The organism is Hymenobacter chitinivorans DSM 11115 (genome assembly GCF_002797555.1).
Lineage (GTDB): Bacteria > Bacteroidota > Bacteroidia > Cytophagales > Hymenobacteraceae > Hymenobacter > Hymenobacter chitinivorans.
Window position 1 is genome coordinate 804,163 of record NZ_PGFA01000001.1, and the last position, 12,543, is coordinate 816,705.

14 protein-coding genes are annotated in these 12,543 nt (G+C 61.3%); 4 read left to right on the forward strand and 10 right to left on the reverse strand.

Features of this window, described 5'->3' with window-relative positions; genetic code table 11:
* Positions 1-38 precede the first annotated feature (38 nt).
* Together CLV45_RS03305 and CLV45_RS03310 are read left to right on the forward strand one after the other, a co-directional pair.
* Positions 39-428, forward strand: coding sequence for a hypothetical protein (locus CLV45_RS03305; RefSeq protein WP_157807258.1), 390 nt, complete (start codon positions 39-41; stop codon positions 426-428).
* A 120-nt stretch (positions 429-548) separates the two neighbouring features.
* Positions 549-1,127, forward strand: a complete 579-nt coding sequence (locus CLV45_RS03310; RefSeq protein WP_100334966.1) for a hypothetical protein — start codon at positions 549-551, stop codon at positions 1,125-1,127.
* Positions 1,128-1,148: 21 nt separating this feature from the next.
* Here the strand turns inward: CLV45_RS03310 and CLV45_RS03315 are convergent, their stop codons facing one another.
* From CLV45_RS03315 to fabG, 3 genes are all read right to left on the reverse strand, one after another.
* Positions 1,149-1,850, reverse strand: coding sequence for a YiiX family permuted papain-like enzyme (locus CLV45_RS03315; RefSeq protein WP_100334967.1), 702 nt, complete (start codon positions 1,848-1,850; stop codon positions 1,149-1,151).
* A 93-nt stretch (positions 1,851-1,943) separates the two neighbouring features.
* Positions 1,944-2,591 carry an HlyD family efflux transporter periplasmic adaptor subunit gene (locus CLV45_RS03320; protein ID WP_100334968.1) on the reverse strand — a complete coding sequence of 216 codons (648 nt, stop codon included), beginning with the start codon at positions 2,589-2,591 and terminating at the stop codon, positions 1,944-1,946.
* Between the two features lie 331 nt (positions 2,592-2,922).
* Positions 2,923-3,672: a 3-oxoacyl-[acyl-carrier-protein] reductase gene (fabG, locus tag CLV45_RS03325; RefSeq protein ID WP_100334969.1), complete on the reverse strand. Its 750-nt coding sequence runs from the start codon at positions 3,670-3,672 to the stop codon at positions 2,923-2,925.
* Positions 3,673-3,933: 261 nt separating this feature from the next.
* Between fabG and CLV45_RS03330 the strand changes: the two genes are divergently transcribed.
* The gene (locus tag CLV45_RS03330) at positions 3,934-5,178 is read left to right on the forward strand and encodes a geranylgeranyl reductase family protein (protein WP_100334970.1); all 1,245 of its coding nucleotides are present in this window, start codon (positions 3,934-3,936) and stop codon (positions 5,176-5,178) included.
* Between the two features lie 249 nt (positions 5,179-5,427).
* Here CLV45_RS03330 and CLV45_RS03335 read toward each other — a convergent pair whose 3' ends face one another.
* Entirely contained in the window at positions 5,428-6,192 is a 765-nt protein-coding gene (locus CLV45_RS03335; protein ID WP_100334971.1) for a tetratricopeptide repeat protein, read from the reverse strand.
* A 182-nt stretch (positions 6,193-6,374) separates the two neighbouring features.
* Positions 6,375-7,025: a tetratricopeptide repeat protein gene (locus CLV45_RS03340; protein WP_100334972.1), complete on the reverse strand. Its 651-nt coding sequence runs from the start codon at positions 7,023-7,025 to the stop codon at positions 6,375-6,377.
* Positions 7,026-7,261: 236 nt separating this feature from the next.
* Here CLV45_RS03340 and lpdA point away from each other — a divergent pair, with 236 nt between their 5' ends.
* A complete protein-coding gene (gene lpdA, locus CLV45_RS03345) occupies positions 7,262-8,656 on the forward strand; it encodes a dihydrolipoyl dehydrogenase (protein ID WP_100334973.1) in 1,395 nt (464 codons plus the stop codon).
* A 105-nt stretch (positions 8,657-8,761) separates the two neighbouring features.
* Here lpdA and CLV45_RS03350 read toward each other — a convergent pair whose 3' ends face one another.
* The 5 genes from CLV45_RS03350 to CLV45_RS03370 form a co-directional block, all read right to left on the reverse strand.
* Positions 8,762-9,298, reverse strand: coding sequence for a hypothetical protein (locus CLV45_RS03350; protein ID WP_100334974.1), 537 nt, complete (start codon positions 9,296-9,298; stop codon positions 8,762-8,764).
* A gap of 137 nt (positions 9,299-9,435) precedes the next feature.
* Positions 9,436-9,879 (reverse strand): hypothetical protein, encoded by a 444-nt coding sequence (locus CLV45_RS03355; RefSeq protein ID WP_100334975.1) that lies wholly within the window; start codon positions 9,877-9,879, stop codon positions 9,436-9,438.
* 68 nt (positions 9,880-9,947) lie between these two features.
* Entirely contained in the window at positions 9,948-10,490 is a 543-nt protein-coding gene (locus tag CLV45_RS03360) for a hypothetical protein (protein WP_100334976.1), read from the reverse strand.
* Between the two features lie 80 nt (positions 10,491-10,570).
* Entirely contained in the window at positions 10,571-11,482 is a 912-nt protein-coding gene (locus CLV45_RS03365) for a tetratricopeptide repeat protein (RefSeq protein WP_100334977.1), read from the reverse strand.
* A 51-nt stretch (positions 11,483-11,533) separates the two neighbouring features.
* Positions 11,534-12,484 (reverse strand): energy transducer TonB, encoded by a 951-nt coding sequence (locus CLV45_RS03370; protein ID WP_100334978.1) that lies wholly within the window; start codon positions 12,482-12,484, stop codon positions 11,534-11,536.
* Between the last annotated feature and the right edge of the window lie 59 nt (positions 12,485-12,543).

Here is a 12,543-nt window from a genome sequence, read left to right on the forward strand (position 1 = left end):
ATGGGTTCCGCGCCGCCGGGTTTCTATCTTGGGGAAAAGTGCGTGAGCAAGCTATGGAAGCCCCAAGAAAGAAACTTACCATCTGGAACCGCTGGACCACGCACTTACTGGTGCTGGTGGTTGGCATAGCGGCCGGGGCGCTGGTTATGCAGTATAGCTTGCTGGCCGGCCCGTACGAAATGGTACCGAAAGAAATTGTTCGGGAGCCGCCGCCCAATGCTACTTGGTGTTTTCCTAATACCAGCCTGCGGGCAGCCCAAGAATTCCAGCGAAAGTTGCGTCAGGCCCGCACTGAAGAACAAGGCAACGATAGTGCTACGCTACGGAAAGTACTAACAGAGTACAATCTAAAGAGCGAATTCAATAAACTGCTGCTCATTGGTGCCCGGAAAGAGCGGTATGAAGTATTGGTGCGTGGAGTCAATTGAGAGCTAACTCTGGTGACTGAGGAGAATACCTACTATCTGCACCGCATCCCGGAGCGGTTTCACGAAAAATATGACAGTCTGGTCGCCCGCTTTGCCAGCCAGCCCTAAGGAGAAAGAGGTATGCAAAAGTTATTCCCGGTGCTTCTTACCGTTGCCTGTGCGCTGTTCTTGCTGTGGGCTAAATTGGGTACGCTTCCCAAAGACCCGAAGCGTGCGCAGTCGGGACATGCGCTTAACATAGATTGGCAAGATACCCTTATCATCTCAGCCCAAGGCAACGAGTGCGGGGAGTTTGGTGGGAACCGCGAGGTAATAAGGATCTATTTAGACACTCGTAAAGCCCAGCAAGAAGGATTGGGCTATGACAAAACCAACCAGGTGCCCCGCGTGGCCGCGTGGTGGCGCGACACTCTCTGCCCGAAGCATCGGCCCGGTGCACGGCTTTTTCTGGCGGCCACAACCATTCTCAGTACTGATGAGGAGGCAGTTGTACTCCTTATATGCAAAAGCTTGTGCCCTATAGCATGGCAAGCGGCCAACCTTTCCTTTATGGGGACACTTACATCGTTCGATTTTCGGCTGGATCGAGAAGCAAGCTTAACATTATCGTATTTGACACAGGGAATAAATGGCACGAGTTTGAGCCATTGCGAAGGCGCTTGTTCAGTGCTACTCCCGTGGCGCACCAAGGAAATGTAGTATCACCTGATCTGAGAAATATTACCGCACCGTCACCAGTTCCGCGCTTTCCAGCATCCGGACTGGGGAAATAACCTTCTCGTCCAGCGGAATCTGCTTGCCGTACCGTTCCCGCAGCTTGGCTTGCACGGCCGGGTGGCTAAGGTCAAACTCGCGCAGGGTCTGGAGCTGACCGATTTCGCGGCCGGTGGCGGTTTTGTACATCTTCCAGAGCAGCTCCGAGCAGTAAATCCGCTCGTCGGACCAGCCGAAGTAGAGGTCGTAGTTTTTGCCCTGGTATTGCTCACCAGCCTTTTTCAGACGCTGTAGGGCGGCGGGCGTCAATACGGTGGCGGCGTCGCGCAGGCGTTTCACCACGAACTGGCCCTCCTTACCGCGGGCCACCCACTTCGTGAGCGAGGTTTCACTTACTGGCTGCACGGCCTCAAACACCCGCCACTCCGCGCCCCGCCGAAACAGGATGCCGCAGTGGCTGTACTCTGACTTCGTGGCCAGCTGAATAGCCCGGCTCTGGGCCGACTGCGACGTCTGGAAAATCAGGTCCCCGTCATGGAGCCGGGGCGCGACCTGGGCTACGGCGGCCGAGGCGTGGCGGGCGGCCTGGTAGCGGCCCAGGCGGCGGGCCACGCGCGGGTAAGCCAGGCCGGCGCCCAATAGAATCAGGGCCAGGGTAATCAGCAAGGCTTTCTTGGAGGTAACTCCAGACTGGGCGGCAGTGGGCATAACGGGCAGGGAAGTATTGCTAAACCTACCAGTAAACTCTGATTCCGGCAAGGAATTCCGGGCCGGGACCATGCGCCGCGCCAGGGCCAATGCCTACTTCTGCACCTCGGCCACCGTCGCGGCGGCCCCGGCCGGGTTGGCGGCTACGCTCAGGGCGGTGCCCACGGCCGCGCCAGCCACGGATTTGCGCAGCTGCAGCTGGAGCTCGGGCTTGGCAGTAGTGCCACCCCAGCCCGTGACTTTGCCACGCACCGGTGCGCCCAGCGTGTTGGCCAGGGTTACCTGCACACTGTCGCCGGGGTGGAGCTGCTGGGCGGCGGCTGGGTGCAGGCGCACCAGCGGGCGGGTCTGGTCAGTGAGGGTGGTCAGGGGCGTTTGGGGCGTGAGGACCTCGCCCACCTGGGCCTGGGCCCGGGCCAGCACCCCGTCGTGCGGGGCGTTGAGGTAGGTAATGGCGTTGGAGGAACGCACCCGCAGCTTGGCCAGCACCTGGCCCCGGCGCACGTACTGCCCCTCGTAGAAATAGCTTTCCACCAGCACGCTGGGCGCGGTGGCCACAATGGGGCTGGCCACGAAGCTCACCAGGCGGCTAACCGTTTGGGGAGCCGCCTTTAGCACGACCCGGCCCGCGGGCCGGGCTGCCGTGGTACCGGCAAAATACGAAGCCTGGGAGCGGACCTGGGCCAGGGCCGAATTCAGGGTGAAAAGGGTAAGCAGGGCAGCGGGTACCAGAAATTTCATGGCGGGGGCGTCGGCGCACGTGGTTCTTGGCCCCGGCGCACGGCCGGGCCCGCAAAGGGCGCTAAGACAGTAAGGAAGGGGGAAGGCGAAGAGGCGCGTTACGCCAATCAGATAAGCAGACGGGTGAGGCCCCGGTTTATTTTACGGCCGGGCGCTTTTTTGTGAAACAGCCGCGCGGCAAGGATAATAACCGCCCGGCACTCCGGATGTTCGGCCGCCTCTAATATGTCAGCCGAAAAGCCGGGCAGAACCACCCTGAAACGCAAAACAGCGCGAAGCCGAAGCTCCGCGCTGTGTATACTGCGTTCTGAAGTAAGGGTTGCCGCCCGGCCTAGGTCAGCATGCCGCCATCCACCTGCAGCACTTGGCCGCTGATGTAGCTGCTGTCGTCGGAGGCCAAAAAAGCGGTGGCTTTGGCCACGTCTTCGGGGGTGCCGCCGCGCTTGAGCGGAATGGCCTTGCGCCACTCGTCCACCACTTTCTGGTCCAGCTCGCCGGTCATTTCGGTTTCGATGAAGCCCGGGGCAATGGCGTTGCAGCGGATGTTGCGCGAGCCCAGCTCCAGGGCCACCGACTTGGTAAAGCCAATGATACCCGCTTTGGAGGCGGCGTAGTTGGCCTGTCCGGCGTTGCCCTTGATGCCCACCACCGAGGTCATGTTGATAATGCTGCCGGCTTTGGCGCGCATCATCGGCTTGGTGGCGGCCTTGGTCAGGTTGAACACCGACTTCAGATTGACGGCCAGCACCTGGTCCCACTGCTGCTCGCTCATGCGCATCAGCAGGCCGTCCATAGTGATGCCGGCGTTGTTTACGAGGATGTCCAGCTTGCCGAACTCGGCCACCACGTCTTCCACCAGCTTCTCGGCCTGGGCGTAGTCGGAGGCGTCGGAGCGGAAGCCTTTGATTTTGGTGCCGTGGGCGGCCAGCTCCTGTTCCAGCTGCTGGCCTTTCTCCACGCTGGAGAGGTAGGTGAATGCCACATTAGCCCCAAGCTGGGCGAAATGCGCCGCAATGGCGCGGCCAATTCCTTTGGAAGCACCCGTAATAAGGGCCACTTTTCCGTCGAGCAGTTTCGTCATGCGGCGAAGATAGGGTTCTAGTTGGTAGTTGGTAGTTGTCAGTTGGTAGTTTTTGCTGGCCACTAGCCTAGGCGGGCCGCCAAATTTCACTCCGTCAGAGGACCCGGTGAAGCCGTGGGAAGGGCCCGTGCGCCCCACCAAGCAGACCAGCTGGAGAATAGCGCAGCACCGCGTAAAGCCAGCATTAAGTCCCATCTTCGTACCCAGTTTAGGCCGCTGAACAGCCTAGTAACTGACAACTACCAACGAACGACTACTAAGATGCGCCAGGTCGATATCTGTATTCTGGGGGCCGGGCCGGGCGGCGCAACCGCCGCGCTCCACCTGGCCAATGCGGGCCAGCGGGTGCTGCTGCTGGACAAAGCCGTGTTCCCGCGCGACAAAATCTGCGGCGACGCGCTCAGTGGCAAGGTGCTCAGCGAGCTGCGCCGCCTGGGTTCCGAGCTGCCGGCCCGCCTTTCGGCCTCGGCGGCGCAGGTGCCGTCCTGGGGTATCGACTTTTTTGCTCCCAACGGGCAGCGCCTGGGCGTGCCTTTCCAGCCCCGCTACGATACGGCCGTGGATGCCGCCGCCGGCCACGTCATGAAGCGCCTCGACTTCGACAACTTCCTGGTGGAGGAAGTGCGCCGGCGGCCCGAAATCGAGCTGGTAGAAGGCCTGGACGTGGCCCCGCCCGAGCGCACCCCCGACGGCCGCTGGCTCTTGCGTACGGCGGCCGGCGCGGAAATAGCCGCCGCGCGGCTGCTGCTCGTGGCCAACGGCGCCCAGTCGGCTTTTGCCCGCCAGATTGCCGGCCACGCCCTGGAGCCCGAGCACCACTGCGCCGGGGTGCGGGCCTACTACGAAGGCGTGACGGGCCTGAGCCCCGACAACTTCATCGAGCTGCACTTCATCCAGGATTTTCTGCCCGGCTACCTCTGGGTTTTTCCCTTGCCCAACGGGCAGGCCAACGTGGGCGCGGGCATGCTGACCAAGGCCGTATCGGCCAAAAAAGTAAACCTGCGGGAGCGGATGACCGAAATGCTCGAAACCCACCCCGCCCTGAAAGACCGGTTTCGGGGCGCCACGCGCCTGGGGCCCATCAAGGGCTTCGGCTTGCCGCTGGGCTCGAAGCGGCGGGTTATTTCCGGGGCCGGCTACCTGCTGCTCGGCGACGCGGCCTCCCTGATTGACCCCTTCAGCGGGGAAGGCATCAGCCACGCCATGGTCAGCGGGCGGCACGCCGCCGACTGGGCCGCCCGCGCCCTGGCTGCCAACGACACCTCGGCCGGCTTCCTGCGCCAGTACGACGCGGCCGTGTACCGCCGCCTGGGCCAGGAACTGCGCCTGAGCCACTGGCTGCAGCGGCTGCTGCAGTTTCCCAGCCTGTTCAACTTCGTGGCCAACCGCGCCGCCAACAACCCTACGCTGGCCGAAACCATTTCCGGCATGTTCCTCGACCTGGACCTGCGGGAGCGGCTGCGCCAGCCCAGCTTCTATCTGAAGCTGCTCTTTGGGGGGAAGTAGTCTTAGTTGCTGGTTATTAGTAGTCAGTTGTTAGGCAGTCTGTCATCCTGAACGCAGTGAAGGACCTTCCTCACCTCAGTGACAAGGCGCATTAAACGCAAAAAGCCCTTTTCCACCGGCGTGGTAAAGGGCTTTTGCACGTTGGCACTACCTATAGTGGGGTAGGCGAGGAAGGTCCTTCGGCTGTGCCTCAGGAGGACAGAACACCTGACAACTAACAACCAACAACCAACAACCAACAACTAACACCTACTCTTTCCCGGCGTAGCGGCGCAGGCTGCGATTAGCTTCGGGGTTGAGCTTGGCGGCAGCTTCCAGGTCGGCTTTGGCCTCGGCCGGCTTATTGATGGACGAGTAGCTGATGCCGCGGTACTCCCAGGCGTCGGCGTAGGTGCTGTCGATGGTAATGGCCTTGGTGAAGTCGGGAATGGCACCCTTGAAGTTGAAGAGCTGCATTTTGGCCGCGCCCCGCCCGAAGTAGGCTTCCTTATCGTCGGGGCGGTACTTAATGGCCTTGGTAAAGTCGCTGATGGCGGGCGTGTACTCCTTGAGCTTGAGGCGGGTCAGGCCGCGACTGTAGTAAGCCTCGGCACTGGTTGGCTTCAGGCGCAGGGCCGCGTTATAATCCACCAGGGCCTCGCGGTAATCTTTCAGGTGGCTTTTGGCCTTGGCACGCAGCAGCAGAGCCTCGGCATCTTTGGGTTTGGTCTTCAAGGCCAGGTCGGCCGTGCGAATATCGGCCTTGTAGTCGGCGTTGCTCTTGCGGGCGGCCGGTTCCACCACGGGCGCAGTCGTAGGAGCGGGGCTGGTGGCCGCCAGGGTCGTGGGCACCGCCGCCGAAGTGCTGGCCGAAGCCGCCGGCTCGGCTGGCGCCGTGGGCACCCGCGGGGCCGAAACCTCAGTGGCCGTGGCCCGGCCGGAGCCTGGCTTGTCCTTTTCGGCGGTGGAAGCGCACTGGGTGCTAAGCAGAACCGTAGCGGCGCCTAACGCAACGTGGAGTATGCGGTTTGTCATTTTGTAAAAAGCAGATAGTCAGAAGAAACTTGCCGGGCCATAGAACTTTGAGCCATTGCCTCATGGGGCTTGCCGGGCGCTCAGCGTGTAGACGTGCCGGGGCGGGAGAGGTTGTGCTTTTAGACAAAAAAAAGCACCCCAACCGCTGGGGTTGGGGTGCTGCTGCGGGCGGCGCGGCGGCGCTACTTGGAGGGGCGGTAACGCTTCAGGGTTTTGGCGGCTGCCGGATTGAGCTCGGCGGCTTTTTCCAGGTCCTGCACGGCGCGGGCGTCCTGGCCCGCGTGGGAGTAGCACACGCCGCGGTACTCGTAGGCGTCGGCGTTATCCGGCTCCTGCTCAATGATGGCGGCAAAGTCCGGAATGGCCGCTTTAAAGTTCAGGGCCTTCATTTTGGCTACTCCGCGGTACAGCAGGCAGTTCTTGTTCTTGGGGTCGTACTTCAGAGCCTTGCTGAAGTCGGCAATGGCCGGTTGCAGCTTCTCGGCGCGCAGGTTGGCCGTACCCCGTAGGTAGTACCATTCGGCGTTGGCCGGCTGCAGGCGCAGCAACACGTTGTAGTCGGCCACGGCCTCTTCGAAGTCTTTCAGCTCCACGCGGGCCTGGGCCCGGCTCAGCAGGGCCTCCACGTCCTTGGGACTGGTTTTGAGGGTGGCGTCGGCCGCTTTGATGCGGGCCTTGTATTCGCTGTTGGGCAGATGCTTAACCGGAGCCGCCACCACTGCTGGGTTGCTGTTGACGGCTATCAGGTTGGCTGCATTCGGGGCCGCTAGCTGGGCGTAGGCCGGGGCCAAGGATAAGGAGCTGAAAATCAGCAGGGCGTAATAACGTTTCATCAGGTAGCTTGGTTGTGGAGTAGAGGATGGAGCTAGTGGGCGAAAAAGACGCTGCGTAGTCGTGCCGAAGCCTGGCCTGTGCCCCGCCGTGTCAGAGTGCGGCAAGACGGATTCGCTCCTTATCTTTACCGCACCATCCCCGGCTGTTGCAGGCCCGATGGCAGATTCATTCGTTACCACAAAAGAGTTGTTTTCCTGGTAAGGATAAAACAATTCTTTATAAAACACAAACTAATATGGCATTGCAATACGACCTGGTCGTTATCGGCAGCGGCCCCGGAGGCTACGTGGCTGCTATTCGGGCTTCCCAGCTCGGCTTGAAAGTAGGCGTGGTAGAGCGCGAGTCGCTCGGCGGAATCTGCCTCAACTGGGGCTGCATCCCCACCAAGGCCCTGCTGAAAACGGCCCAGGTGTATGAGTACCTCCAGCACGCCCAGGACTACGGTCTGACGGTGGGCGAGAAGGGCTTCGACTTCGAGGCCGTCATCAAGCGCAGCCGCGGCGTGGCCGATGGCATGAGCAAAGGCATCAACTTCCTCTTCAAGAAGAACAAGATTGAAACCGTGTCGGGCGTGGGCAAGCTGCTGGCCCCGGGCAAGGTGGAAGTAACCAAAGAAGACGGCTCGAAGGAAACCGTCGAAGCCAAGCACATCATTCTGGCCACCGGAGCCCGCTCGCGCGAGCTGCCCGCGTTGCCGATTGACGGCCAGAAAATAATCGGCTACCGCCAGGCCATGGTACTGCCCGCCCTGCCCAAGAAAATGGTCGTGGTGGGCTCGGGTGCCATCGGCGTCGAGTTTGCCTACTTCTACCGCACCATGGGCACCGAGGTAACGCTGGTGGAATACCTGCCCCGCATCGTGCCCGTGGAAGACGAAGAAGTGTCGCGGCAGATGGAGAAGTCGTTCAAGAAAATCGGCATTGAGGTCATGACCTCGGCCGAGGTAACGAAGGTGGACACCAGCGGCGCGGGCTGCAACGTGACCATCAAAACGGCCAAGGGCGACCAGCAGATTGCCTGCGACGTGGTGCTGAGCGCCGCCGGCGTGGTTACCAACCTCGAAAACCTGGGCCTCGAAGAGCTGGGCATCAAGGTGGAAAAGGGCCGCGTCATCGTCGACGACTACTACCAGACCAATGTGCCCGGCATCTACGCCATCGGCGACATCGTGCCCGGCCCGGCGCTGGCCCACGTGGCTTCGGCCGAGGGTATCATCTGCGTCGAGCAGATTACCGGCCACCACCCCGAGCCGCTCAACTACCAGAACATTCCCGGCTGCACCTATGCCCAGCCCGAAATTGCCTCGGTGGGCCTCACCGAGAAAGAAGCCCGCGACAAAGGCTTCGACGTGCTGGTGGGCAAGTTCCCGTTCTCGGCCTCAGGCAAGGCTTCGGCCGCCGGCGCCAAAGACGGCTTCGTGAAGGTTATCTTCGACAAGAAGTACGGCGAGTGGCTCGGCGCCCACATGATTGGCTCCAACGTGACGGAAATGATTGCCGAGGTAGTCGTAGCCCGCAAGCTCGAAACCACCGGCCACGAAATCATCAAGTCGGTGCACCCGCACCCCACCATGTCGGAAGCCGTGATGGAAGCCGCCGCCGCTGCTTACGGGGAGGTAATTCACCTGTAAGGTTATCGGCTTTTCAGAATAACAAAAAAGGCCCGCTGCAGTAGTGCAGCGGGCCTTTTTGGGTTTACAGCAAGTTGGCAAGCAGCGGGTAGCAAGCTCGGACGGCTACTTTTTGGTCATGTAATAAAACTCCCGCTCCAATTCGTGCTTCATCTTGCTTACCCCGCGGCGCATGATGAAATACGGAATACCAAGCATAAATGAAGCGTGGAGAAAGATGAACGGCAGGGCTACGAACGTCTGGCTACCATTTCTGCTTGCCGAGAAGAGAAAGCCGATCAGGAAGATGGCATAGAATACCAGGATGAAGCCGAAAAACGGAATCATCAAGCCCGAGAAGCCATTTATTTCGGTGGCAATAACGACGTTTTGCTCCTGCTGGGTGAAGCGCCCTTCGGCAACGGCCAGGCTCATGTTGGCATCAAAAAACTTCCTTTTCCGCTTGATCTTGAAGCCGTCGGAGTAAACGTGGCCGCGGTACTCGTTTTTGCTGGACGAAAACATGTCGAAAGCGCCGGAGAAGATGCCCGTGTCGCCCTCATCAACCGAATTTTGAAATCTGGCTACGAATTCCGCCTGTTGGATAGGAACTTCGGTCGTGAAATAGTCGACGAGCTTGAGCTTGGTAAGGATATCCTTCATAAATGCGGCGCGGAGTAGAAATTCTGGCTTATGGGTTGAGCCGCGAAGGTAAGCAACTCGGGCCGGGTACTGGGGTTGGTTTAGTCTTAGCCCAGTGCTCACCGTGCAGTCAGTGTCGCTGCCAGCGGCCCCGGTAGCTAGCCGAAAATCCAGCCAGCAATAGTTCGTAGGCCATTGACAATACCCACCACCAGGCCAATAAGCAGAATAAAAACGCCGCCTTGCAAGGCGTAGGTCATCAGTGTATCGAGCAGCGTGGAGGATACCGTGGGCGTGGGCAGGGGCGCCGGCCGGTCGGCCAGCGGCTCGATGTACTGCACAAATACGTCCCCGTCGAGCCAGCTGTCTTCCACTTCGTCCTCGAAGGGAATTATCGTCTGGGTTTCGTGGGCCAGGGTTTCATCCACCTGGGCGGCAGCACTTAGAAGCTTGGCGGCAAAAAGCTGTAAGCCCTGCTTGTTGGCTCGGATGCAGCTTTCGTCGGGTCCGCCGCCGTACTGAAAAATGCCGAAATAAGCCTCCTGTGGGGATGTTTCGGCGGTCAACCGGACGGTAAAGTCGGTAATTTCTTCGGGCGTCATCAGCTGGGCTGGTTAGGGTAGTGGCAGCCCCATGCCGGCCCTATTGCGAAGGACTGAGCCGCCGGCTGCTATTGGCGCAAGTTAGCCAGGTACCCTTCCACTTTGGCGTCGAGCTGCGGCCACTTTTCGCGGTTGGCAAAGGTGTATTCGCGGTAGCAAGCCAGGAAGGCCTCAGTTTCTTGCTGCACCGGCAGCAGCTCCTCGGGCGGGCCGCCGGCGGCCTGCTCGTAGTCGGCGGCCAGGGCGTAAATCCAGCCCACTTCCTGGTCGGAATGCACCAGGGTGCGTAGGCGGTATAAGGAGCGAATCAGCTGGCTGAGCGGCCAGCGGCCCGTGGCCCACTGCTGCTGCAGCCAGCCCAGCAGGGGCCGGGCCGAGTAGGTTTCGGCCGGAAAAGCCGCTTTCAGGTAGGTTGGCACCCGGGGCCTGCCCGTGCGTAGCAGCCCGTAGAGCGTCAGGAAGAACTCTGCGGGCTCCTCTTCGCGCCACAGCACTTCGTCGGTCCAGTCGCTCACGTCGGCCAGCGTGAGCAGCTCGAGCAGCAGCCCGAGGCGCACGTAAAAGGCGGCTTCCCGCGTTGGTAGTCCCCGTAGTTCCGCGTCCAGATTCATGCCTTCAGCCGAAATAATGTGGTGGTACTTACCCTATACGGAAAATCGGCCGGTCTGGTAAGTGCCCTCTGGCCGTCTCGTTAGCGCCGGCAGGTGTGCAGCAACGAATCCAGCTCGGTGCGGTAGATGCCAAACAGGCCCAGGGAGTCGGCCGAGTGGAAGTCGCGGCAGCTGGCCCGGGGCTGAGCCAGGGCCGCGTAGATTTTGCCCCGGGTCATGTAGGCGTAGCCATTCTGGGAGTTGAACTGCAGCGCGGCCTGCACGTCGGTCAGGGCTGCGGCGGGCGTGCCCATGCGCAGCCGGCAGGTGGCGCGGTTGGTCAGGGCGTAGGCATGGCCCGGGGACAGGCGCAGGGCCTCGTTGAAGTACTCCAGGGCCGAGGCGAGCTTGTCCTGCTCCAGGTACAGAAAACCGATGTTGGAATACGTGTCACTGGAGCCAGGGGCCAGCTTCAGGGCCTGGGCGTAGTCCTGCAGGGCGCTTTTGTAGTCCCCGGTTTTGCGGTAGAGCACGGCCCGGCAGTTGAGGGCACCCACGTCGTTGGGCCGCACGGCCAGGGTTTTGCTGAAGTATTTGAGGGCCAGCGCGTTTTCGTTCAGGTTGTTATAGGTCCAGGCCAGCCCGTTGAGGGCGTAGGAATCGAGCGAGTCGAGGGCCACGGCGCGCTCGTAGTAGCCTTTGGCTTCCTGGTGGTGGCCCAGCGTGTTCTGCAGGCCACCGAGGTAGGTGTAGAGCTGCATATCGGGCACGCCAAACGCCAAGGCTTTTTCCAGGTCGGGCTGAGCTTTGTCGTACTGATCCAGCTGGTAGTAGCTCATGCCCCGGGCCAGGAAATAGCGCCAGTTGGTAGTATCGGCGGCCAAGGCCTTGTCAAAATCCGCCACGGCGCCGCGGTAATTGGCCGCGTTGAATTTCTGCTGACCACTGTCGAAATACCGAGTGGTGCTGCAGCCGAGCAGGGTAAGCAGGAGCAAGGGTAACAGTTGGCGCATAGGCTATACCGGCTGGAGTTGTTGGAAAAAAGGTTGACGGTTTCAGTAAGGCTACTTCGGCAGCGTTTCCAGGGCTTCAGCCAGCGGCAAACCCGGATTAGCGGCTTGCAGCAGCTGGTCCAGGGTGGCTTTGTCGCGCTGGAACCGGGGCTGGAACGGCTGGCGGAAGTCCCAGGTGCCCACGTAGTGCAGTTGCCCGGGCCGTACCTCGAACGTGTAGCGGGTGTCGGCCAGGGCGGGGCCGTTGTGGAGCTTGCGCACCTGCTCCACGCCGTAGCTATACTCGTAGCTGTAGAGGGCGGCCCGGCCCGGCGGCAGAGCCACGCAAAACTCGTTTTCCGGGCGGCTGCGCATCACTGGCTTTACCAGAATCCGGACTACTTTGTGCGTCGTCAGGTTCTGCAGGCGCACGTATTGGCCCAGGCCGCCGCTGCTGAAACCTAAGCGCTGCACGCAGCTGCCATAAATGACGCCCTTGTCGGCGGGCAGCGAAGTCCGGCCGCCCGGCCAGCTTCGGCTGGGCAGCACGATGGTCGGTCCGGGTGCCGCGTCGAGCGAATCGGGCTGCAAGGGCTGGGACTCATGGTTGATGCTGAAGGTGACGGGCACCGTGTACTGCACCGCCACGGGCCGACCGTTCTGGGTGCCGGGCTGCCAGCGGATGGGGGCCAGCTGCCGCAGCAGGCGCAGGGCTTCGGCATCCAGGTCGGCCCGCAGGCCTTGTTTCACGGTCAGGTTGGTAAAGGCGCCGGTAGCATCCACGGTAAAGGCCATGATGACTTTGCCCTGGAGCCCGTCGCGCAGGGCTTGGGGCGGGTAGCGCAGACTGTCGCGGATAAGAGCCAGCAGCCGGGGCTGGCCGCCGGGAAACTCCGGCATCGTCTCGGTGTAGGTGTAGTGCTTGGCCGCGGCCGTGTCGGGCTTGGCGGGCCTGGTTTGGCCGAAAGCGGCAGCAGACCAGCAGAAAATCAGCAGCACCAGGCCGCCACGGAAAGAGGGCATAAAACCGAAAAGTGAAGCGGCGGCGGGAAGCGTGCAGCCCCAAATTTACGCATTTGCTC

Bases quoted from the DNA above. Each gene is read 5' to 3' on its own strand.
- fabG (WP_100334969.1), bottom strand. From the start codon at position 3,672: ATGACGAAACTGCTCGACGGAAAAGTGGCCCTTATTACGGGTGCTTCC.
- CLV45_RS03315 (WP_100334967.1), bottom strand. From the start codon at position 1,850: ATGCCCACTGCCGCCCAGTCTGGAGTTACCTCCAAGAAAGCCTTGCTG.
- CLV45_RS03310 (WP_100334966.1), top strand. From the start codon at position 549: ATGCAAAAGTTATTCCCGGTGCTTCTTACCGTTGCCTGTGCGCTGTTC.
- CLV45_RS03350 (WP_100334974.1), bottom strand. From the start codon at position 9,298: ATGAAGGATATCCTTACCAAGCTCAAGCTCGTCGACTATTTCACGACC.
- lpdA (WP_100334973.1), top strand. From the start codon at position 7,262: ATGGCATTGCAATACGACCTGGTCGTTATCGGCAGCGGCCCCGGAGGC.
- CLV45_RS03360 (WP_100334976.1), bottom strand. From the start codon at position 10,490: ATGAATCTGGACGCGGAACTACGGGGACTACCAACGCGGGAAGCCGCC.
- CLV45_RS03320 (WP_100334968.1), bottom strand. From the start codon at position 2,591: ATGAAATTTCTGGTACCCGCTGCCCTGCTTACCCTTTTCACCCTGAAT.
- CLV45_RS03370 (WP_100334978.1), bottom strand. From the start codon at position 12,484: ATGCCCTCTTTCCGTGGCGGCCTGGTGCTGCTGATTTTCTGCTGGTCT.
- CLV45_RS03355 (WP_100334975.1), bottom strand. From the start codon at position 9,879: ATGACGCCCGAAGAAATTACCGACTTTACCGTCCGGTTGACCGCCGAA.
- CLV45_RS03335 (WP_100334971.1), bottom strand. From the start codon at position 6,192: ATGACAAACCGCATACTCCACGTTGCGTTAGGCGCCGCTACGGTTCTG.
- CLV45_RS03330 (WP_100334970.1), top strand. From the start codon at position 3,934: ATGCGCCAGGTCGATATCTGTATTCTGGGGGCCGGGCCGGGCGGCGCA.
- CLV45_RS03340 (WP_100334972.1), bottom strand. From the start codon at position 7,025: ATGAAACGTTATTACGCCCTGCTGATTTTCAGCTCCTTATCCTTGGCC.
- CLV45_RS03365 (WP_100334977.1), bottom strand. From the start codon at position 11,482: ATGCGCCAACTGTTACCCTTGCTCCTGCTTACCCTGCTCGGCTGCAGC.